This window comes from Flavobacterium sp., assembly GCF_039930565.1.
Lineage (GTDB): Bacteria > Bacteroidota > Bacteroidia > Flavobacteriales > Flavobacteriaceae > Flavobacterium.
In genome coordinates, this window is the sequence record NZ_JBDTTP010000019.1 from 19,712 (window position 1) to 42,349 (window position 22,638).

Annotated in this window: 16 protein-coding genes; 2 read left to right on the top strand and 14 right to left on the bottom strand. The window is 34.9% G+C overall.

Features of this window, described 5'->3' with window-relative positions; all coding sequences use genetic code 11:
* Window positions 1-9: 9 nt before the first annotated feature.
* The 11 genes from ABI657_RS06995 to rhaT all read right to left on the bottom strand — a co-directional run bounded on the left by ABI657_RS06995 (window position 10) and on the right by rhaT (window position 11,654).
* On the bottom strand, window positions 10-378 hold the full coding sequence (locus ABI657_RS06995) for a hypothetical protein (protein WP_348096527.1): 369 nt from the start codon (window positions 376-378) through the stop codon (window positions 10-12).
* A gap of 62 nt (window positions 379-440) precedes the next feature.
* Window positions 441-1,214 (bottom strand): Ku protein, encoded by a 774-nt coding sequence (locus tag ABI657_RS07000; RefSeq protein ID WP_348096528.1) that lies wholly within the window; start codon window positions 1,212-1,214, stop codon window positions 441-443.
* Window positions 1,215-1,267: 53 nt separating this feature from the next.
* Window positions 1,268-1,633: an STAS/SEC14 domain-containing protein gene (locus ABI657_RS07005; RefSeq protein WP_348096529.1), complete on the bottom strand. Its 366-nt coding sequence runs from the start codon at window positions 1,631-1,633 to the stop codon at window positions 1,268-1,270.
* 144 nt (window positions 1,634-1,777) lie between these two features.
* Window positions 1,778-2,596 carry an SDR family oxidoreductase gene (locus tag ABI657_RS07010; RefSeq protein ID WP_348096530.1) on the bottom strand — a complete coding sequence of 273 codons (819 nt, stop codon included), beginning with the start codon at window positions 2,594-2,596 and terminating at the stop codon, window positions 1,778-1,780.
* A gap of 17 nt (window positions 2,597-2,613) precedes the next feature.
* Window positions 2,614-3,201 (bottom strand): LUD domain-containing protein, encoded by a 588-nt coding sequence (locus tag ABI657_RS07015; protein ID WP_348096531.1) that lies wholly within the window; start codon window positions 3,199-3,201, stop codon window positions 2,614-2,616.
* On the bottom strand, window positions 3,191-4,591 hold the full coding sequence (locus ABI657_RS07020; protein ID WP_348096532.1) for a lactate utilization protein B: 1,401 nt from the start codon (window positions 4,589-4,591) through the stop codon (window positions 3,191-3,193). The genes ABI657_RS07015 and ABI657_RS07020 overlap by 11 nt, the downstream gene beginning before the upstream one ends.
* On the bottom strand, window positions 4,588-5,325 hold the full coding sequence (locus ABI657_RS07025; protein WP_348096533.1) for a (Fe-S)-binding protein: 738 nt from the start codon (window positions 5,323-5,325) through the stop codon (window positions 4,588-4,590). The genes ABI657_RS07020 and ABI657_RS07025 overlap by 4 nt, the downstream gene beginning before the upstream one ends.
* Before the next feature lie 245 nt (window positions 5,326-5,570).
* Window positions 5,571-6,932 carry an FGGY family carbohydrate kinase gene (locus tag ABI657_RS07030; RefSeq protein ID WP_348096534.1) on the bottom strand — a complete coding sequence of 454 codons (1,362 nt, stop codon included), beginning with the start codon at window positions 6,930-6,932 and terminating at the stop codon, window positions 5,571-5,573.
* A gap of 11 nt (window positions 6,933-6,943) precedes the next feature.
* Window positions 6,944-8,218: a TIM barrel protein gene (locus tag ABI657_RS07035; RefSeq protein WP_348096535.1), complete on the bottom strand. Its 1,275-nt coding sequence runs from the start codon at window positions 8,216-8,218 to the stop codon at window positions 6,944-6,946.
* 199 nt (window positions 8,219-8,417) lie between these two features.
* A complete protein-coding gene (locus ABI657_RS07040; RefSeq protein WP_348096536.1) occupies window positions 8,418-10,559 on the bottom strand; it encodes a bifunctional aldolase/short-chain dehydrogenase in 2,142 nt (713 codons plus the stop codon).
* Window positions 10,560-10,583: 24 nt separating this feature from the next.
* On the bottom strand, window positions 10,584-11,654 hold the full coding sequence (gene rhaT, locus ABI657_RS07045; RefSeq protein ID WP_348096537.1) for an L-rhamnose/proton symporter RhaT: 1,071 nt from the start codon (window positions 11,652-11,654) through the stop codon (window positions 10,584-10,586).
* Between the two features lie 366 nt (window positions 11,655-12,020).
* On the opposite strand from rhaT, the gene ABI657_RS07050 reads away from it, so the two are divergent.
* The gene (locus ABI657_RS07050; protein ID WP_348096538.1) at window positions 12,021-13,061 is read left to right on the top strand and encodes a GntR family transcriptional regulator; all 1,041 of its coding nucleotides are present in this window, start codon (window positions 12,021-12,023) and stop codon (window positions 13,059-13,061) included.
* 126 nt (window positions 13,062-13,187) lie between these two features.
* Here ABI657_RS07050 and ABI657_RS07055 read toward each other — a convergent pair whose 3' ends face one another.
* The 3 genes from ABI657_RS07055 to ABI657_RS07065 all read right to left on the bottom strand — a co-directional run bounded on the left by ABI657_RS07055 (window position 13,188) and on the right by ABI657_RS07065 (window position 21,066).
* Window positions 13,188-15,068, bottom strand: a complete 1,881-nt coding sequence (locus ABI657_RS07055) for a rhamnogalacturonan lyase (RefSeq protein WP_348096539.1) — start codon at window positions 15,066-15,068, stop codon at window positions 13,188-13,190.
* Between the two features lie 65 nt (window positions 15,069-15,133).
* Window positions 15,134-17,329 carry a hypothetical protein gene (locus ABI657_RS07060; RefSeq protein WP_348096540.1) on the bottom strand — a complete coding sequence of 732 codons (2,196 nt, stop codon included), beginning with the start codon at window positions 17,327-17,329 and terminating at the stop codon, window positions 15,134-15,136.
* 110 nt (window positions 17,330-17,439) lie between these two features.
* Complete coding sequence (locus ABI657_RS07065) at window positions 17,440-21,066, bottom strand: DUF4450 domain-containing protein (protein WP_348096541.1); 3,627 nt, start codon at window positions 21,064-21,066, stop codon at window positions 17,440-17,442.
* Between the two features lie 221 nt (window positions 21,067-21,287).
* Here ABI657_RS07065 and ABI657_RS07070 point away from each other — a divergent pair, with 221 nt between their 5' ends.
* Window positions 21,288-22,631 (top strand): rhamnogalacturonan acetylesterase, encoded by a 1,344-nt coding sequence (locus ABI657_RS07070; protein ID WP_348096542.1) that lies wholly within the window; start codon window positions 21,288-21,290, stop codon window positions 22,629-22,631.
* Window positions 22,632-22,638 lie beyond the last annotated feature (7 nt).

A 22,638-nucleotide genomic window follows, 5' to 3' on the forward strand; every position in this document is an offset into this window, starting at 1 on the left:
TTAATTGAATTACTCTTTTCTTTTCACGATCATAACAGTTCCTGCAGGATCTGTAATCCAATGCATATTTTCCGGAATTTCTTCCAGCTCATCACAGGTGTTTACATTTTGTGATTTTAAATATTGCGTAGCTTCTTCTACATTTTCTGTATTAATTTCCAGCCAGGTTTCTGAATGGCTATAGTTATCAACACAATCTAGCCAAAGATTGTTTAAACCAAATTTTACAAGATGTGTTCTTGAAACTGTCGGATTGTGAATTGGTTTTTCGGTAACCTCGAGTGATAGTGTATTTTTATAAAATTCAACAGTTTTTTCATATTTAGATTTAGGAATCTTGATTGCAATATTAATTCCTCCTTCAAAAGTCGTTTTCATATTTCAACATTATTTAATTTATTATCTAAAATAAGAAAAATCAACTGTCATTTAGCACCGAACTAAGAAGATTTTTTCTTTTCTAAACTGGCTTTCAGCATATTTAATAAATCGTCACTTTGTTTGTGAACTACTTCAAGTTTAGGAGTTTTTGCCGGTTTTTTACCTTTTGCCTTATTCTTAATTATTTTTAGGAGCTTAGCAGTATATTCATCTTTATAACTGCTTATATCAAACTTCTCTGTAAGCTGCTCAATTAATTTGTTTGCCATGTCCATTTCCTTGGTTTTCTTTTTGGAAATTGCCGGAACTTTAAGTTCTTCTGTATCCCGAATCTCCTGTTCGAATCGAATTCTGTTCAAAAGGATGACATTTTTATAAGGCTTTAAGATGGCAAGACTTTCCTTATTTCTTAGAACAAAACTGGTTACCCCTACTTTACCGGTAGCTTCTAAAGCATCGCGAAGCAGTCCGTATGCATTCATAGCTCCTTTATCTGGTTCAAGATAATAGGGTTGTTCATAATAAATACTTTCAATTTCTTTTTCGTAAGCAAAACTCTGAATATCTATAGTTTTTGTTTTAATGGCATCTGCAGCTTCAAAATCCTTATCATCAACAATAACGTATTTATCATCAACTTTATAGCCTTTTACAATATTGGCAAATGTAACTTCCTTACCTGTATTTTCGTTCACCCTTTTAAATTTGATATGCGCATGATCTTTTTCATCAAGCATATCCATATCAAGACTGCTTTCCTGAACAGCAGAAAATATTTTTATGGGAATGTTGATTAATCCAAAACTGATTGAACCTGTCCATATTGATCTCATAACTTAGGATTTAAATTAAATTTAAAAATGAATTAGACGGATATTAAATTTGCTTAAATATTTCCTTCAACCCAATTCAATGCCTTATTAAAATCAAGTTTTTTAAAACCTTTGAATTCTCCGGGAATAAGGTAACTAAAACCATTAGTAAAAGTAATTATGTTTTCAGAGTCTGTAACTATAGCAGCCCTGTTCCATTTTCCTAAATTTTTAAGTCCCAACATCGCATCTTCAAGCCATGCTCCGGCAGTAAAATTCTCAATATCTGTATCTAAAACCAATAAAAAGTTAATTTCATTAATTTGATTTACTAGCTTTTCAACAGCAGGAACTACTACATTTTGAAAATCTTCTTTTGTTACTTCCGCCAATGCTCTAAAAGCTGCAACATTATCTGATGTATCGATTTGGTGTATCATAGTGTTTTATTATTTCGTTTACATTCAAAATTAAAACACAAATTACCATGTTTGGTTATATCATGATATGACAATGTTATAAAATAACTATATAAAAAAAAGCGATCATAAAGATCGCTTAATATATTTTAAAATTAAAAATTACTACACCCCGCCATAAATAGTAAATCCACCATCTAAGGTTATTTTTGAACCTGTGGCAAATTTTGAGGCATCACTTAATAACCAAACTAATGCACCAGATAATTCTTCAGGATTTCCAAAACGTTTGTAGGGTGTATTTTGAATTATTAAATTACCTCTTTCTGTTAGACTGCCATCAGGATTGGTCAGTAATTTTCTATTTTGTTCCGTTAAGAAAAATCCCGGAGCTATAGAATTCATCCTGATTTTATCGCCATATCGTTTTGCCAGTTCAACTGAAAACCATTTTGTATAAGAATCAATTGCTGACTTGGCGAGGCTGTATCCCAAAACTTTTGTTATTGCCTGTTCTGTTGCTACAGAAGAAATATTTACTATACTTCCTCCAAACTCATTATTTTTAATTACTTCTCCAAATATCTGAGTTGGCAACAGCGTTCCAAATAAATTTAAATTCATTACTTTTTGTAAAGCGTCCATATTTAATTTAAAAATATCCTGATCAGACTCAATTACGGCATCCGGAATATTTCCACCTGCTGCATTTACCAATCCATCAATTTTTCCATATTTTGAAACAACCAGATCACGTGCTTTTATCAAATCATTTTCAATGGTTACGTCAGCAATCAAAGCCATTGCTTTCCCTCCTTTTTTAATAATTAATTCTGCTCTTTCATTAGCAATTTTTTCATTTCTGCCTAAAACACAAACTGTTCCTCCTGCAGCAGCAATGCCATTAACAAATGCTTTTCCTATAACTCCGGTTGCACCGGTAACAACTATTACTTTTCCTTGTAGCGTAAAATCAGTTTTCAATCTTTATATATATTTAATTATTGCAGTAAAAATACAATTAATCCTCTGGCTCCATGCGCTCCCAAAACCAATGATTGTTCGATATCCGCAGTTTTTGAAGGCCCTGCAATAAAAGTTCCGAAACCATATTCCTGATTTCCAATCGTTTCGTAAGCCTCATGCATGGTGGCTAAAATATCACTTTTATTGACAATAATAGCTAAATACTGTGCAATAAAAGGTATGACACGTTGTACTAATAAATCGTCTGTAACCCAAAGAGCGCTATTTTCGGCAACACCAAAATGAGCTTTAATAATCGCTAATTCAACATTTTGAAGCGTGTGTGGGTCATCATTCTTCCAATGTAAAGCCTCTGGTTCAGAAAGTTCCGGAATAGTTGTGATTATTCTTTTATCACGGGCATAATTTTTTCTTAGATAATCTTTAATTTCAGCATAATCAACAACTTCAACGCTATCTCCCCCAATGTTTTTCAAAATCTTTTTATACGTTTCCAAAACATTTGGATTATCAGAATTTAAAACATCCAAGTCAGGCAGGGCACTAACTGCATCTGGCTGGTTTTGTTTTATTTTGTATAAAATTTCAGACTTACTGCTCATTATCTTTAGCTTTAGATTCTCTTGAATTTTTCTTATACCATTCTCTAAATGATTCTTCTGGAACAGCTGGCATTTCCCGCTGATCATACCATTTATTCATCTTGTTATTCACCATTGAAGGAATATTCTTCATTACAAATCTCCCGGATTTTCCGGCTAAATTGAATATCGTTGGATTTGCCAAAACGGTTGCCATCGTTTTCATTGCAATGGTCTTTGCCGTTGACGTGTGACCTTCTTTTACTAATACCTGACGCCATTTATATAACTGATCGTGAATATCAATCTTAACAGGACATACATTCGTACAGGAACCACAAAGTGTACTGGCAAAAGGCAAATCTGCATTTTTGCTCATATCTAAATTTGGAGCTAAAATCGCACCAATTGGCCCTGCAACCGCATTATGATAACTGTGGCCACCGCTTCGTCTATAAACTGGGCAGGTGTTCATACAAGCACCACAGCGAATGCATTTTAAAGAGTTTCTGAAATCTTCTCTTCCCAATTGCGTGCTTCTGCCATTATCAACAATAACGATATGCATTTCCGTACCTTCTCTTGGCTTTTTAAAATGGCTTGAAAAAGTAGTAATCGGCTGTCCCGTAGCACTTCTGGCCAATAATCTTAAGAAAACGCCTAAATGTTTACGCTGCGGAATCAGTTTTTCGAATCCCATACAGGCAATGTGAACATCTGCTAAATGAGCTCCCATGTCTGCATTTCCTTCATTAGTACAGACTACAAATTCACCGGTTTCTGCAATGGCAAAATTAACTCCTGTTAAAGCAACTTTACGTGTTAAGAAAGTATTTCTTAAGGTCTGACGAGCAGATTCGGTTAAATATTGAGGATCAAAATTTCCTTTCTCTGTGCCCAAATGCTCATGAAAAGTTTCACTTACATCTTCTTTTTTAAGGTGAATCGCCGGTAAAACGATATGACTTGGTGGCTCTTTACGAAGCTGTACAATAAATTCACCCAAATCTGAATCGATTACTTCAATACCTTTTTGGGCTAAATAATCATTCAAATGACATTCTTCAGTAAGCATTGATTTGGATTTTACCATTTGCTTCACCTCATGTTTTGTCATGATAGAATGCACTATTTCATTATGCTCTTTGGCATCCGCAGCCCAATGCACAATTATTCCGTTTTTTTGAGCATTAGCTTCAAATTCTACTAAATAGTCATGAATATTGGAAAGTACATTGTTTTTAATTTGTGAAGCAGTTTCCCTGAGTAGTTCCCAATCCGGAATCAGATTTGCCGCTTTGTCACGCTTTTCACGAACAAACCAAAGCGTTTCATCATGCCAATTTACACGTTCAACGTCTTTGTTAAAAATGGCTGCGGCCTGACTGTGGTCTAAGTTATCTTTTTTCATAAAGATGAATTTAAGATTTCAGCAATATGAATTGTCTTTATATTGCTTTTTTGTCTTTTCAGAATACCTTCTAAATGCATTAGGCATGACATGTCACCACCCGTTATATAATCCACATGATGTTTTTGATGATCTTTAATTCGGTCCTGACCCATTTTGACGGAAACAGCTTCTTCGGTTACACAGAAAGTACCTCCAAAACCACAACATTCGTCTTTTCTGTTTAATGTAATCAAATCCAAACCTTTTATATTGCTTAATAATTGTTCAGGTTTTGAAAAGAAAGGAGCATTTAATTCGGTCATCTGCGAAAGCTTCAGTCCGCGTTGTCCGTGGCAGCTTACGTGCATTCCTACTTTATAAGGAAAATTTCCTTCGATAGTTTCTACTTTAAGGATATCAGTAATGAATTCTGTTAGTTCAAAAACTTTTTTTCGCATTTCTGCAGCCAAATCTTCCTGTGTTTCATCATGTAAATGTTCTTTTACATGTAAAACACAGCTTCCTGACGGACAAACGATATAATCAAACTCTGAAAAATTCGCTATAAAATTAGCATCGCAACCTTTGGTTAAATGTTGATATCCGCTATTCGCCATTGGCTGACCGCAACAGGTTTGACCCATCGGGAAATGAACTTCACATCCTAATTTCTGCAAAAGTTCATAGGTTGCAATAGCTACTTTTGGATAAAATTGGTCAACATAGCACGGTATAAAAAGTCCGATTTTCATATTACTGTATTATTATTTTCATGCAGATTTTGCAGATTCAGCAGATTTTATTTTAATCTTTCTAATCTTTTAATCTGTGACTATTATTTTATTTCAAGCAAATTTTATCCTCATTTTTGTCATCCTGACTGAGGAAGGATCTTCGCTAGTAGCTCTGCAGAGATTGAAGATTATGTTTGCGGATTTACTTACGAAGATTTCTCGTTCCTCGAAATAACAAACTAAGCTTAATCTGTGGCAATATATCAGTGTTTATAAAATTTCAAATCAATTAAATCATTCTGTATCGGTTTAGGATTCCAGTTTTGATGAATGGCAAGCGCTGCACCTAATGCACTAGCCTGTGCCATCGAAGCGGCATAAACTTCTACATCAGGAAAAGCCTCAGCCAGTAAATTCATAAAAATGGAGTTTTTACTAAAACCTCCATCGACAAAAATTTTCTTTACCGGGCTGTTATGAATCACTAAGTTAGTTGAAAAAACCTGTTGTTCAACGAGATCCAGCATCAATTGATGATACCCGATTTCGTAAGTTTTGAAAACAGAAAGGTCTCTTTTTTGAAATTGACATTCTTTAAGAATATCAAAATCGTATTTCTTTGGATAAATAATGGCAAAATTTAAAGCTCTTAAAGTGGATACTATTTTTTTATCAAAGTAAACCTCTTTAAAAGCATCAAAGGGTACATTAAAATGTTCTGCGAGTCTTTTGGTTTGTACTTCATGTTCGTTACCTGAAAACAAACGAGCTGCCTTTACCGGTTTTTCGGTGTATTGCATGTAACACAAACAATCGTGTTGAAGTTCTTTAAACGTCAAAGGTTTATTATTAAAAGGATTCAGTGAAATACTCCATGTTCCTGTTGACAATAAAACAAAAGGTTCCGTAAAATTTATTGTGTATGGAATAATTGCGGACGAACTATCATGCAACCCAATCCCAACTGCCAAATCATTTTCTTTTTTAATAACATCTCTTCCGGGATGAATTGGTGGAAGTTTGTCTTTTATTCCTTCATTTTTTAGCCATTTATGATACTTCATCTTTTTAAAATTCCAAAGATTGGTATGGCATCCAATGCTTGTAATATCGGTATAGGCTTCGCCGGTTAAAAGGAAACTTAGATATTGAGGCAGATGCAGACAATATTTAATGTTCTCAAATATTTCCGGTTTTTGCTCCTTTAGCCTGTAAATTTGCATTCCGGAATTAAGGTTTCCTAAAACAGGAGAAGCTGTTTTTACTGCAAAAACTTCTTCTCCTTTATATTTTTTATAAAAATCATTTTTAAGTGCTTCCGGGTACTCTTTTAAATAATTGTATAATGGCGTCAAAGAATTGCCTTTATCATCTACATAAACAAAACTCGCTCCATAAGTACTAAAATTAATAGCTTTCAGTACATAATCGTTCAGTTCTTTTATTTCTGATAATCGATCGAGTATCCAGTTTTTAAGTACTTCAATATTTTCGCATGGAAAACCATCTTCATCAACTGTTTCATCAAGATTTACTGATTTTTCCCAAACAATTTTATAATTTTCATCAAATAAAAATACCTTTTTGTTTGTTTTACCAATATCAAAAATTGCAACTACATTCATTTAGATATTTTTTACAAGCCTGTAGCTATCGTTTTTAAACCTCTTTCTGAAATCAAATTATTTCTTACAGCCAGACTACGATATAATTCTACGGGATTTAATGCTGCCCCAGAACGCAAACGTGCCTCAGCAACCAAGGCACGAACATCTGTACGGAAAGCATTTTGTAAAATTTCCTGAGCTTTGGCAACATCATTTTCCTGCTGAGCAATTTCCAAAGCTTTTCTATCTACTGAAAGTGCCTGAGCATAAGCAATCATAATCGCTTCAACAGATTGTAATAAATCTTCCAATGGATCTTTAATGTTATGAGAAGCATCGATCATCCATCCTAAATCTTTAGCATGATTCATTCCGCGGGCGTCCATTCCTTCAACCAATTCATTGAAAATCAGGAATAATTGGTAAGGTTTCAACGCTCCTGCTGTTAAATCGTCATCTCCGTATTTTGAATCATTAAAGTGGAAACCTCCCAATTTATTTTCCATCAATAATAAAGAAACGATTTGCTCGATGTTGGCGTTTGGCAAATGGTGGCCTAAATCAACCAATGTCTGTGCTTTATCCCCTAATTTCTTCACATACGAGTATGACTGTCCCCAATCTGCAACGGTAGTTGAATAGAAATTTGGCTCTGCACATTTATATTCTAAAAATAATTTCCAGTTGGATGGCAATGCCTCGTAGATTTCCTCTAAACTTTCTAAAGTATTCTGGTATGCTTTTCTAAAGTTTAATTGTCCGGGGAAAGAAGACCCATCGGCCAGCCAAACAGTTAATGATTCTGATCCTAACTCTATTCCGTGCTGGATTACTTCAATATTGTGAGCAATAGCTTGCTTACGAACTGCTTTGTTTACATTTTGCAAAGAACCAAATTTATAAGTCTGCTCTGCATTTGCCTGATCCTGAAAAGTATTCGAGTTCATGGCATCAAATTTTAATCCGTGCTGTCCGGCTAAAGTTTTGATAGCATTATAATCTGTTGGAATATCCCATGGAATGTGTAAGGAAATTGCTCCGGATGCATTGTTTAAAGCATGAAGCAAACCTACATCTTCAATTTTTTCTTCAATAGAACGAGGTTCCCCGCCGCCTGGGAAACGTCCAAATCTCGTTCCTCCTGTTCCCAATGCCCAGGATGGAATAGCAATTTGAAAATCGATTAGTTTCTGAATAATTGCTTCTGTTTCGGCAATTTCAGAAGCTGTAAAAACTAATTTATTCTGATGCTTTTTTAATAAATCATCATTATGAGATGCTATAGTATTGGATTGAATTAACATACTTATTTATTTTAAATAGGGTTTACAATATATGACTATTTCCAGAATTGTCCCTTAGTTATACTACTATTATGTATTTGTGTTTATTTTTAAATAAATTTATCTGCAAAACAATTGTTGTTATAAAAATCTAACGTCCGAAAGAATCGAACGTTAGAAAACAAAAACCACTTTGTTATAAACTTAAAAAACTAACAACTTATCGGTAAAAGCCCATTGATACACCCCCATCTACATTCAGGGCATTTCCTGTCGATTTGTTCAACAGTCCTCCTACGAATGCAAAACAGGCGTTGGCGATATCATCAGGCAATATAATCTCATTTAACAAAGTACGTTTCGCATAATAGGCTGGCAATTCTTCAACGGTAATTCCGTAAGCTTTTGCACGGCCTTCAGCCCATCCGCCAGACCAGATATTAGAATCTGAGATAACAGCATCAGGATTAACAGTATTTACACGAATTTTATCGTTCCCTAATTCGGCAGCCATTAAACGTGTTAAATGTGCCTGAGCGGCTTTTGCAGATCCGTATCCAGGATTATTAGGACCCGCTACAACAGCATTTTTAGAAACGATGTTTACGATATCTCCTCCAAAACCTTGTTTGCGCATTACTTCAATTCCGGCCTTGGAAACAATAAACTGTCCTTTTACCAAAATGTCATATAACCTGTCCCATTCTTCGAGAGTGTGTTCTGCAATTGATTTTGAAATACTGATTCCGGCATTATTCACAATTATATCAGCACCCCCAAATGCTAAACAAGCAGCATCTAAAGCCTTTTCAGTATTAACTTCATCCGTAACGTTTAGTAATGTGCTCGAAACAGCATCTTTTCCAAATGATTTGATAAATTCTGCTTTTGCTCCTTCCAAACGCTCTTCATTGATATCGTTGATCACTACACAAGCCCCTTCTTCCGCAAATTTTTTAGCTATAGCTTTACCAATTCCACCTGCAGAACCGGTAATTATAGCCACTCTTCCTGAAAGCGCTTTTGGTTTTGGCATACGCTGTAATTTAGCTTCTTCCAATAACCAATATTCGATATCAAAAGCTTCCTGATGTGGCAATGAAGTATATTCAGAAACAGCTTCTGCCCCTTTCATTACATTTACTGCATTTACATAATATTCTGATGCCAGACGAGCCATTGTTTTATCTTTTGCAAACGTAAACATACCAACCCCAGGATATAAAATCACAACCGGATTTGGATCACGCATTGCTGGCGAATTAGATTTTTTACATGTATTATAATACTCTTTGTACATTGTTCTGTACCCTTCAAAAGCAGGAGTCAATTTTGATTTTATTGCATTTACATCTGATAAATCTTCGTTTGAATCTAATTCTAAAACCAATGGACTTATCTTAGTACGTAAAAAGTGATCCGGACAAGAAGTTCCTAAAGGAGCTAATTTTGATAAATCATTTGAATTGATGAATTCCAAAACTCTCACATCATCAGTGTAATGACCAATCATTTTACGCTCAGACGAACAAAAACCTCTTAAAATCGGAGCTATTTTTGCCGCTTTTAATTTACGATCTGCTTCCGGAAGGCTGTCTATTTTTGTACCTCCAAAAACAGGACGTTTTTTTCCGTAATTACTTTCTAGATAGTCAGCACATTTTTCAATTACTTCCAGTGTATTGATATAACTTTCATAAGCAGTATCTCCCCAGGTAAATAAACCATGAGATCCTAACATGATTCCGCGTAATCTTTTACCTTTTTTCTCTGCTTCTTCCAGACAGCTTCTTAATTGAAGACCCAGGTCAAAACCAGGACGTTGCCATCCTACCCAGCCAATTTCACCATTGAATAACTCTTCTGTAATTTTTTCTCCGTCTTTTGCAGCAGCGATAGCAATAGCCGCATCAGGGTGAAGGTGATCAATATGTTTGAAAGGTAAAAAACCGTGTAATGGTGTATCAATAGAAGGTGCTTTCGAAGCTAAATCAAAAATACAGTGGTTGAACAATTCTACCATTTCATCTTCAAACTCAATACCTTTGTAAACATTCTCAAGATTACGTAATCTGTCCAAATACAGGGCTGCACAACCAGATTTTGTTAATGTTCCGATATCTCCGCCAGAACCTTTAATCCACATTACTTCAGAGCTTGCACCTGTCAATGGATCTTTATCCGTGATTTTTACGGAAGTATTTCCCCCTCCATAATTGGTAAGTCTTAAATCAGCTCCCAATAAATTAGATCGGTAGATAAAAAGAGCTACTTCATCTCCTGCCAGTGCTGCAGCTTTAGCATCATCCCAAAGATAGCTTACATGCTGAAAAGTCATATTATTTGTGTTTATATTTGACATTTATGATATATTATGTTTTGATTATTATAAAGAGTTACCAATTCCAACTAAAACTATGGATAACATGATTAGCACGATTCCCAATAAAAAAGTATTGAATGTTTTCTTGGAAACTCCTTTCCATTCCTTTAGATAAAAGCCCCAGAAATTGGCCGTAAGAATAATAGTTGACATGTGCAGAATCCAGGAACTTGCTCCGTTTCCTAATTTGCTTTCGCCCATTCCGTAAAAGAAAAACTGTAAGAACCACATCGTACCTGCAATGGCCGAAAAAAGGATGTTTTTTGAAATTGGTGTTTTAGTATCGGTGTAATTTCCAAAAGTTTTGTTTTTGAAATTAAGATACATACACCATATAAAGTTAGTTGTTAGTCCACCCCAAAGTATCACAATGTAGCTTACATTATTTTGGTACAAGAATTCTCCCTGATTTGGATTCAGTGCTTTCCATGCTTCATTCGCAACATCAGCCATTGGCTTTGCTGCTTCAATTCCGAAATTAAAAAATGAGCTAAGGATACCGGATATTATGGCAATAATTAAACCTTTTACCAAACTAAATTCCCTGTCTTTGTCTTCGTGGCCAGTGGCAAAATCTTTTTCTTTAAGCATTCCTGCTTTCCCGGAAATAGCAATACCAATCAGGCATACCAATACACCAAGCAGTACGAGACGGCCTCCTGTGTTTGAAAGCATATCAGTAAAAGATACCTTACCTTCTGTATGATAAAAATTATAATAAATTGGAGGAACTAAAGCTCCAAAAGCGGAACAAAACCCTAATACAATTGAATTTCCTAATGACATTCCTAAATAACGAACACCAAGACCATAAGTAAGCCCTCCTATTCCCCAAATTAAACCCATTGTGTAGGCTAATACTTTTACATCTGGTGATGCAGCAGCAATAATTTCAGTAAAATTTGGAATCGTTAAATAAGCTGCAATTGGAGGAACAATTAACCAGGAGAAAAAACCTCCAACTAACCAGTAACTCTCCCAGGCCCAATCTTTAACTTTTTTGAAAGGCATATAAAAACTACCTGAAGAAAAACCTCCAATGGAGTGAAATATAATTCCGAGTAATGATTCCATTTAAAAAAAATTGGTTTAGGTTAATTAGATTTTAATCTGCTTTGTAAAATAAGAGAATGTAAAAAACAAAACTATCCTGTACTATCCTTGTAGATTTTGTAATTATGTTAAAACAGAAGGTTAATATCAAGAAGAATACTTGTATTGTCGAAATATAAATTTAAAATTTCTATTTTAGCAATCGATTTCGTAATTATTACAGACTTATTTAAACTTAATTAAATAATTCAACAAAAAGATAATATAACCCTTATTTAATTGAATTAATTTGTAAGAAATTGCTATTATCATAATTCTCAAGCTTTTTTATTTAAATACAAACTCAATTTATTTCCGAAAACTTCGGTGTAATTACAAGCCAAAAAAATGATTAAACTTATTAAAATAGACGAAGATTCAAGAGTTCCTAAGTACAAGCAGATTGTTGATTCAATTTTGCAGAACATTGCTAATGGTAACCTGAAGATAAATCAAAAAATTCCATCTATAAATAGCTTCAGTGAGGAATTTTATATGTCAAGAGATACTGTTGAAAAAGCGTATAACATATTAAAGGAGCGAAAAATCATTTCATCCATTAGAGGGAAAGGTTATTACATTACCAGAACAAAACTAGAATCCAAAGTTAATATTCTGTTTTTGTTTAATAAACTGAGTGCCTATAAAATGAAAACCTACAGCTCATTTATTAATACATTAGGCGCAAATGCCCATGTAGATCTGCATATTTATCATTGCGATGAGACATTGTTTTTAAATCTGTTGGATAAATTTGAAGGTGCTTATGACTATTATGTCATTACTACTCATTTTAAAACTGAGGAACTGAAACATTTGAGTTTTACAGATGAAGTTGCAAAAGCTATTCAAAAAATACCACAGAACAAGTTGGTCATTATGGATAATATTAAGATTGGATTAGGAAGTGAGGTTATCAAGATATATCAGGATTTTGAAAATGACATTTACAATGCCTTAAAAGAAGGTCTTTCTAAGATAACCAGATATAAAAGACTCATTTTAGTATATCCTGACAAGGCTGTTTATCCATATCCCAGAAGAATTTTGCATGGTTTTAGAAAATTTTGTGTTGAACATGAAATTAATTTTGAAATACTTAGTGAAGTTTACGATGATATGATCCTGAAAAAAGGAGACTTATTTATTACTATTGAAGAATCTGATCTGGTTAATCTGGTAAAGCAAATAAGGGATGAAGAATATGTTTTAGGTCAGGATATTGGAGTAATATCATACAATGATACTCCTTTAAAAGAGTTACTTGGAATAACCGTTATGTCTACTGATTTTACTATAATGGGAGAAGTTGCTGCCAGAATGATTTTAAACAAGGAAAAAGGAGAAGTAAAAGTTCCGTTTAATTTTATTGACAGAAATTCTATTTAAAAGAACGCACAAAAGTTCTAAGTTTTTTTATAAAACAAAATCGGCTTAGAGCTTTTTTTAATCTGCGTGAACTTTTAATCTAACAGCTCATATTTTTTTAAATAAAAGAAAGCCCTGGTCAATATATCAGGGCTTTCTTTTTTGCTTTTTTAAAGGAACTAATACAATATTAGGTTTTGGTGCCGGCGCCATCCCGCTTCCAAAATAAAAACCGGTATGAGGCGGCTGATTGTAACCCACATTTTGCCAGGCAATACTCAAACGATATTGAGGATCATGCATCAAAGTATATTGTTTAACATCAGTTGGAATTGTAGTAGAATAAATTCGTAATTCTTTATTGTCTTCGCTTCTTAAAATTAATTCTTCCCTCCAGTCTCCTAAAATATCTGCAGAAAGTGCCGGAGTTGATTTCGTTCCATTATTGGAAACTGCTCCAGTTGCCGTAAATAATCTCCCTTTACCATATTTGTCAATATAATTCGAATTCAGAATTTCTCTTGAAGTATCACCATCCCAATAAATCAAAAAGTTGATTGATTTTGGGGCATCCCCTATTTTATTCCCTTTCATATCATACAAAAAAGGAGAACCGGACCACCAGCATTGTGCTCCTCTCCTATCCGGATCAATATTGTCTGCTACTCCTCTGCCAACATCTTCATTAAGAGAATCAGTAAACAAAACTTTTCCGTCAGCTGCAGAAAACAGCGTTACTCCCGGACCTGTGGTTTTGTTTTCTATTTCATGAATTCCAAAAGCTTCCAAACCTGGAACATCCGGATCCAGATCAGAAACATGCAAGGCATCTCCGTGTCTGAAACCTGTTGTGTATAAACCTTTTCCGTTGTCATCAACGCACATCGATCCATAAATGATTTCTTCTTTTCCATCATTATCTACATCAGCAACAGTAAGTCCGTGATTTCCCATTCCTGAATACGGATTCTCAGCATCTTTACTATCAAAAACCCATCTTGAAGTCAGTTTGTTATTTTTAAAATCCCAGGCAGCTAAAACCGTTCTTCCGTAATAGCCACGGCACATGACCACACTTGGATGAATCCCGTCTAAGTACGCAATACAAGCCGTGAATCGATCAATTCTGTTTCCTTTTGTATCATTTCCTCCGCTTCCGCCATGTCCGCCCCAGCCTGCAAGATCACCTCTTTCTGCAATATAATCTACTGTGGTAACGAGTTTTCCTGTCTTTCCATTAAAAACAGAAAGATATTCAGGGCCATTCAAAATTTTACCAAAAGTCCCCGAATTAGGATCTCTCTCTACCCAGTCTTTTGATGCATCTCCCACTACATTACCCTGACTGTCGGTTGTTCCGTCAGCAGTTTTACATACTAATTCTGCAATTCCATCACCATCCAAATCATATACCATAAACTGAGTGTAATGTGCTCCTTCGCGAATGTTTTTTCCTAAATTAATCTGCCATAAAAATTTTCCGTCTAATGTATACGCCTGAAATATCGGCGGATCCGTAATTCCTGTATGCGAATTATCATGCCCTTTTCCAGTCATATGAACTACTAAATCATACTTGCCATCTCCATCTAAATCGCCAGTGGAAAGATCATTCGGAATATAACCTTCAATAGGCTTTATAATTATTGATAAATAATCTTTATCAGCACTTAAAGACGGAATAGTAAAACTACCATTCGCTTCCAATTCTTTTCCTTTTAAAACCGTTTTTACAAACCAGGTATTTTCTTCCTGAACATTTGCTTTTGCATCCTGAAAATTAGTTGCGCCTGTAATCGGTTTCTCGTTTAATTTTACTGCCTTTTTAGTACCGCTCTTTCGATATAAATTAAAAGCCAGATCATCAGCATCAGTTCCTAAAACACGCCAGCTTATGAAAAACTGACCGTTATTTTTAATCGCAATTACACCACGGTCCAGATTTTCCATTTGTCTTTGTCCCAATAAGATTGAACTTGACAAAAAAAGTAATAGTAATAAAATTCTATTTTTAATAATTACATTCATATTAGAGGTTTTGGTTACGATAGCTTAAATAATTCTTTGCTCTTTACTCTTTACTAAACTCTTTACTAAAACATCTTCTTAAACCCTTCACTTTTCACTTTCCAAGTTCCGTCTTTAGGAAAACCGGGATTTTCAATTGTATTTCCCTCCCAACCTCCACACATCATCGCAACGGCTGTCAATAATCCTCCATTTCCCGGAAGATAAAGCGTAAGTCTTTCAGATTGATAATTATGTCCGTTTTTTAAATAGGTATTGGTTACCACATTCATAAAAAGGGCATCAATTGCTTTTTCAGGCATTTGCAAACGAGCTGCAGACATAGCCGTCATTGGAAAATCCCATCCCCATGTTTTGTCCCATGACCAGGTATCCCAAACCAGATCAAAAGTATTTTTCATAATTTTTTTATCCAAAAGAGATGTTTCAGCAAGCATTCCAAAAGTTCCTAAAACCGATGGATGATCGGTTTTAAATTCGGGATTTGTGTATGAATCTGTTGCACTTTCTGTTGCCAGATAAACATCTTTCGCAATTGGCAAAGGCGATAGTTTTTTTAAAACATCCTCCCATTTTTCAGGTACTTTTTGGTTTAGTTTTTTCTTCCAGTTTATCGCTGTCTTCAAAGCCCAGTTCCAATACGCCAATTCATAGGTTGGATTAAAAGTTTCCATTGCTTTGAAACGTTCCTGTGCAGGAATTACACCTGGCCCTAAAACATAACGATCGTTTTTACTTTCATAATTGGCAAATGAAGCCATGAAATCAGCCGTAGCAAAAACACGCTCGCTATATAAATTTAAAGTAGCTGCTGTTGGTTTTGCCTGATAAATCAAATCAGCATAAGTAATAAAATGCGGCTGCTGCCAAATCAGGAAAGATCCTACCGATGACGGACTTTCATTACCATCCAGATCAGTCATTTTTTGCCATCTTGCACCTTCAAAACCTTGTCTTTTGGCAATATCTTTCGCCTTTTCGAAAACTTTATGATACCACGGAAGGCTTTTCTCCAACAATTCCGGTCTGTCCCAAAGTGCAAAATGTACCCCGTGCCACCAATGCATTTCAAGATGCGGTTTTCCGTACCAACTGTTATAGGTTAAACCCGTTTCCTGTGGCGGAACTTTTCCGGTACATTGCAATTTGGTCAGGTATTGCGAAAGAATTACTCTTCGTTCCAATTCATACGCCCGTTTGTCTGTACTTCCAGAAAAATCAACAGCGGCGCCACTTTTCCAAAAGGTTTCCCAACCAGCGATACTGCTTTTTTCAATCGCTTCAAAAGAAGGAATTACAGATCTGTTTTTATGTGTTTGAACGAACGAACAACTCAATTCTATTGTATTGCTTTTTGAAGGTTCTACAACAAAATAATGTTTTGCTTTTTCTTTAATCGATGCAGTGCCTTTCCATTTCAAATTAATATCATACGAAATACTATCCATTACGTGTGTAATTGTAGCTTCTGATTTATTTTTGATTTTCAGATTGCTTTTATAATCTTGTTTTCCTCCCCATTTTTTCCCCATGTCAGTCCCCTCAATAGCAACAGCAGAAATAGTTACATCCTGTTTTTCTTCCCATTTCGTCCCCATATCACCCCATAATCCTGTTGGAAAAGGGATTCGAATACGAATTTTCAAACGCCCTTGTTGAATTAAATCCGATTCTACTTTAAAGCCTAAAGCATCTTTTGTCTGATCGCAAGCTGTTATCACTTTCACAGGAGTGCCTTCCACCTCAAAATAGCTCTCAATTTTTCCTGTCCATAAATTCAGCTTTTGATTAATAGCTTCAATATCTTCTGACTTTACCAAACCGCCATCTTTTTTAGTGATTTCAAAACCTATATTTCCCAATTGCAATAAATGCGGGTTCTGACGAAACCATTCGACTGCTTCTTTTTTTCGTGCAGGTTCTTTAATTTGTGTTGAATACGAAATCTTACGACCATACTGATCTACCTCTCTTAAAGTTTCAGAAAACTTATAATTTTCGGTATTTTTATAACTGTCCCAACCCCATTCCGATTGTGTTCCAAGCGGTATCCCTTTTTGATATTTTTCAGGAAAACTTTGTAATCCCGTAACATCAACGGTAAAAGCAAAAGTACCATTACCAACCGTTAAAGAAGCTAAAGTATCTATTGCAGTAATCTGAACATTATGCCTTGTTACCAATGATTTCCTGTCTATTTTTTGTTGTGCCGATAGCGAAATCGAAAACACAAATGCAATAATTAATTGATATTTTTTCATCTGATATTTAATTTATATTTTTTGATAGTTTCAGGTTTTCTTTGTTTCAGATTTCAAGTTTTCGAAAATTATCTAATTATTCTAATTGACACATTTTCTAATTCAAAATATTATTTAATTAAAGTAGCACTCATCAAACCAATAACAACATCATTGGCAATGGTTTTAAGTGACATACTTTTTAATGTTTTATTTTTATCCAAAGGCAAATCCAGAATGGTTGCAGCACCGCCATCAACACCATAATTTGAAAAGCCTTTTATACTTTTGAAATCCTTAAATGTTCTCGAAATTTCACCCGATTTTAAATATACTCTTGGAGGTTTTGGAGCATCCGTGGTAAACGCCAATCCGTCCACAAAATAATCCTGCTCGATTGTCCACCAGTTTTCCGGATTTTTCAATTGCAAAATCTCCGACGTTCCATCGGTATAATTGACCTGAATTTCACCATTTACGATGCGACTTTGCATCGGATTTGTAGTTCCAGCTACCATAAAGTAAATGTGCGAAGCTTTTCCGCTTAAAGGAATACTAACGCTTTTTGGAAAATTATCCCATTGTGATGTAAAAATGATGTTTTTCTGATTTTCATCTGAAGGGGTTTTAAAAGAGAAACCATATGGAGTTGAAATTTCTCCGTTTGATTTTGCTTTTTCACGTAATCCTGAATCGTCAATATTTGCCGATACATTAGGGTAACACCAATTTCCTATTCCGTTTGTTGGAAGCTGTAAAGTTACTGTTTGCGGTCTTGGAGACAAATACTTTTGATTGAAAACATCCGTTACTTTCGAATTAAAAAAAGAAGAAAGCGAAACCGTTTCTGTTTTTTTCGAAGCATTAAACGGAATGTCCCAGTTCGTAAAAGTTATCTCTTTTATATTAGAATTTGTATGAATCGAAAAATTGTTAGTTCCCGGGACTAATTTCTGATAAGGAATTATAACGGTTTCTTTTTGATTGGCATCTAAAACAATCTTTTGCTGATTTTCTTTTGCGGAAGCATCAAAAACTACAGTTCCTTCAATCTTGGTTTCCGAATTATTCTTTAGCGAAATTTCTATGTTATTATTTTTTGATTGAATGATTTCAGATTCGATTTTAGGTTTTAAATCCAATTCAATGGGTTTCCACCAAATTAAATCCCCTTGTTTAAACTGAACAAAAAACGTTTTGGACTTATTGCCGTAAACAATTGCCTCATATGATTTATTTGTTTTTGAAATTTCACTCAGAATAGATTGCGGATCATAAATCGAAATTATTTCTGCCTTCGATGTTGTTATGGAAAGAGATTCTCCGGCTGTTAAAGGTAAACTTGACTGTACTTCTTCTAAAACATCTCCCTGCCAGTTAATTTTCACATCAAAAACAGCAGCATAAGGAACTTCAATTGCAATTTTTGGATTTCCGATACTTTCCGGAATATTTTTCCATACGACCGATTTTTCGTTAACCGTGATATGCTGAACTTTTTCGAACGGTGCATTTACAATCAATTTCAGGTTCATTTTGACAGTAAACTGATTTTTTATAAGGTAAGAATCTGTTTTATTTTCTCTTTTAAAATCAATTGCTACATCTGGAATATCTAACGAAGCACTATTCCATTTTGATGGAAACCCAGGCTGAATCGTTAAAATTTCTGCCAAAGCATCAGGCTGGATTCCGAAAAGTCCTTCTACTAATGTTCTTGAAGCCATTCCGATTGGGTCTGCAAAGTCACGATACAATTCTCCACGAATCGCATCCTGATACATTAACTGCTCAAATCCTCCCGGCGAAGCACCCAAATACATACTTTCTATCAAAGCACTTTCCCACATGGTATAGGCTTTTTCCGTTTGTCCACCTTGCCAGAAAGCCAATGAGGTGTGCAATTGTTCTGCCAAAGCTACATTATTGATTGACCAAGTATAAGGCTGCCAATTGGTTGTACTAATCATATAAAGGTCTTTTTTATCTAATCCTTCTGCCGAGATAGGAATATGTGGAATCTGATTATTAACATAAGAAAGCATCTGATAACTCTCAAAAGGATTTGATAATTCAGAATCTATTGTGTGATAAATACTCCAGATTCCCGGAACATCGTGTAATAATCTGTTTCCAAGAGCATCTTTATATTCAGCGAAAATTCCCTTATTCGGAATCCAAAGCTGGTTATTAGAAGCTTTTAAAATTTTATCTGCTTCCTTTGAAAAAGGTTTTTCATCCTGCTGGATTTTTTTTGCAATTTCAGCAACCGTTTTATTCGCATAGTAATTATACGCCGAAGAATGAATCACACCGCCACCGCTGTATTGCAAAGCATCACTTGCCCAGATTGTCGCATACGCATCATAAAGTCCGTCATTGTCCGGGTCAAAATTTCTTTTTTCCCAGTTAAGATGTCTTTGAATAGTAGGCCACATTTCATTCATAAATTGAGTATCACCAGTCCATTTAAAATGACGCAGCATCTGATCGAAAAAAACCAGATTCATATCATAATGATGGGCTATCGTATTATTGTCTGGCTTACGGCTGATGTAACCACTGCTAAACATGGATGTTCCAATTTCTTCTTTTTGACGGGCGAAATTTCGAACAGTATCAAAAACAACAGGACCATTTTCAGGAGCGATAACCTGCGAATTACTGTAGCTTGTAAAATGAGTTTTGGCACGATCATGCCATCCCAAAGGATCTGCAGTATAAGCACCACGCCACGCATTCAGATGCATTCTCCAGGCAATTGCTCCGTGAAGATACGCCGGACTTTCCCAAATTCCGTCAGCAGCAATGGAAAGGGCGGAACCCAAAGTATTGATATAGGGATCAGGAGTGATTACTTTAACCCTGTTAGCTAAAAGATGTGTTTCCTGAACTGATTTTTTATATAATTGCGCTATTCCTTTTTGCGAAACAGCTGATTTTGGATCTTCGGTTGCGAACAGCCAGTATATTTCTTTTTTTGAAACGGAAGTGTTTTTTCCTGTAATTACAGGCAAGGATTCCGAATTAGAATTGTACAATTCTAAAGGTGTTTTTTGTTGCCCGGCATTCGCTAACTTCGTTTGTGATTCCGGAAAATAACCAACCAGGCTTTTATTGTTTCCTGTTTTCTGTTTATTGGTTTCTGAGCCATATTCCAATACAAAAGACAGTTTTTTTAATGTGTACTTATTATTGGTACAATATTCAGGCTGTAAATAAAAAACGGATTCAGGATCTGCACCAATATCACCGTCACGACTGAATTTTTTACCGGTTGCACCACCAAATGCCCAAACTATATTCACATTTTTTGATACATTTTTTCCATATACTTTTATAATAAAACCTTCTTTTTCTTTTAGGGCAACAACATCAATAATCAACTTTCCGTTCCCTAAAATCGCATCTTCTATTTCATAATGCATCGTTCCCAGCACATATTTTGTATTGATTTTTGATGCTTCGGTAATCCATTTGTTGTCTTTTCCATTCACCAAACCTAACTTAAAATTTCCTCCCATTCCCGGCATGTACATAGCAAATTCAGGCAAATCTCCGGTTTCAACCCTAAACCCTGTATTGGAACCATACAAAGCTCTGTTGAATTTTCGGGTACCATTTTTTAAAACAAAACTATTGCCTTTCGGAGCATAATGAATTTTACGCACAGCTTGTTTTTCCTGTCCAAAAATCAAGGCAGGACATAATAATAGTAAGCCAATAAAAGTTTGAATAGTATGGTTTTTGGTTTTCATATGTTTCAGTTGTCTGGAAGCAGGTATAATCAATAAATACTTATTTGTTTTGACAATTTAAACGCAATTTCTTTGTTTTTTTACGGTATAGCATCCTGCACCTACCTGATTTTTGCAATATCATAATTTACATTCTTTCATTTTTTTAACATCATAGTACAGGATACTATATAAAAGAGTAACTGTTAGTTTTGAATTTATAATTTTTAAAATAAAAAACCTTGATAAAAATTAAAACATCCTTCTTGATTGTTTTTTGTTTTACGATGCAGATTAATTTATATGCTGTGGATACTAATTCTTTAATTGAAATCGCTAAAAACAAAGACATTGAAAATCAGTTATTTAATTTTGGAACTCAATCAAAAAACAAAAAAGGGGTTCTTATAAATACCGCTTTAATCTATAACGATGCTACAGGTTATGGTTTTGATATTAATTCGGATTCTAATGTAAAAATCAACTCGCATACATTTTCTGCGTCTAAACCAATTTACTTTTCGGTAAAACTTCCCGAAGGAAATTATCAGATTGAAGTGGTTATGGGAAGTGCAGATAAATCAACAAATGTTACGATAAAGGCTGAATCACGAAGATTAATGCTGGATCAGCTTTCCATCAAAAAAGGAAAACCTGTTACTAAAATTTTTAACGTGAATGTCAGAACTCCAAAAATTGATGCCAATCTAAATGTTTCACTAAAAGACAGGGAAAAAGATATTTTTAACTGGGATGACAAACTTACATTGGAATTTTTAGGCGATATTACTATTCAAAGCATAAAAATCACTCCAAAAGACAATTTAACAGTTGTTTATTTAGCCGGAGATTCAACCGTTACCGATCAGGATGTTGAGCCTTGGGCATCCTGGGGACAATTTATCACGAACTATTTTGATGATACCGTTGTTGTTGCCAATTATGCGGTTTCCGGTTCAGCATTGAGTTCTTTCAAAGGTGGAAATCGTTTAAAAAAGATACTTTCGCTCCTTAAAAAAGGAGATTATCTTTTTGTTGAATTTGCTCATAATGACGAAAAAATTAAAGGAGAAGAAAATGGTGCGTGGGGTTCCTACTCTACACTCTTAGCTGAATTTGTACAAGCTGCCAGAAACAAAGGTGCAATTGCGGTTCTGGTGACACCTACACAACGCCGTGCTTTCAATGTAAATGGCACTTTAAAAGAAACACATGGCGATTTTCCTGCTGCTATGCGTGCTGTGGCACAAAAAAAAAATGTAGCGCTTATTGACGTTACTAAAATGACAACCGAATTATACGAAACCTGGGGAGATGAAACTTCCAGAACAGCTTTCGTTCAATATCCTGCCAATACTTTTCCGGGACAGATAAAGGCTTTGGAAGATAACACTCATTTTAATAGTTTTGGGGCGAACGAAATAGCACTCTGTGTTGTTAAAGGAATTCGTGAATTGGATATTCCGTTAAAAAAGCAAATTCAAAAAGAAGTTCCAAGTTATAATCCAACTAAACCAAATTCCTTTTCGAACTGGACACTTCCAATGAGTGATCGTTTCGAAATTACTAAACCAGATGGCAACTAGTCATTAT

What these genes read in the sequence shown, in the direction of transcription:
- ABI657_RS07020 (WP_348096532.1), bottom strand. Translation starts at nt 4,591, where the DNA reads ATGAAAAAAGATAACTTAGACCACAGTCAGGCCGCAGCCATTTTTAAC.
- ABI657_RS07025 (WP_348096533.1), bottom strand. Translation starts at nt 5,325, where the DNA reads ATGAAAATCGGACTTTTTATACCGTGCTATGTTGACCAATTTTATCCA.
- rhaT (WP_348096537.1), bottom strand. Translation starts at nt 11,654, where the DNA reads ATGGAATCATTACTCGGAATTATATTTCACTCCATTGGAGGTTTTTCT.
- ABI657_RS07030 (WP_348096534.1), bottom strand. Translation starts at nt 6,932, where the DNA reads ATGAATGTAGTTGCAATTTTTGATATTGGTAAAACAAACAAAAAGGTA.
- ABI657_RS07065 (WP_348096541.1), bottom strand. Translation starts at nt 21,066, where the DNA reads ATGAAAACCAAAAACCATACTATTCAAACTTTTATTGGCTTACTATTA.
- ABI657_RS07055 (WP_348096539.1), bottom strand. Translation starts at nt 15,068, where the DNA reads ATGAATGTAATTATTAAAAATAGAATTTTATTACTATTACTTTTTTTG.
- ABI657_RS07035 (WP_348096535.1), bottom strand. Translation starts at nt 8,218, where the DNA reads ATGTTAATTCAATCCAATACTATAGCATCTCATAATGATGATTTATTA.
- ABI657_RS07050 (WP_348096538.1), top strand. Translation starts at nt 12,021, where the DNA reads ATGATTAAACTTATTAAAATAGACGAAGATTCAAGAGTTCCTAAGTAC.
- ABI657_RS07040 (WP_348096536.1), bottom strand. Translation starts at nt 10,559, where the DNA reads ATGTCAAATATAAACACAAATAATATGACTTTTCAGCATGTAAGCTAT.
- ABI657_RS07015 (WP_348096531.1), bottom strand. Translation starts at nt 3,201, where the DNA reads ATGAGCAGTAAGTCTGAAATTTTATACAAAATAAAACAAAACCAGCCA.
- ABI657_RS06995 (WP_348096527.1), bottom strand. Translation starts at nt 378, where the DNA reads ATGAAAACGACTTTTGAAGGAGGAATTAATATTGCAATCAAGATTCCT.
- ABI657_RS07000 (WP_348096528.1), bottom strand. Translation starts at nt 1,214, where the DNA reads ATGAGATCAATATGGACAGGTTCAATCAGTTTTGGATTAATCAACATT.
- ABI657_RS07005 (WP_348096529.1), bottom strand. Translation starts at nt 1,633, where the DNA reads ATGATACACCAAATCGATACATCAGATAATGTTGCAGCTTTTAGAGCA.
- ABI657_RS07060 (WP_348096540.1), bottom strand. Translation starts at nt 17,329, where the DNA reads ATGAAAAAATATCAATTAATTATTGCATTTGTGTTTTCGATTTCGCTA.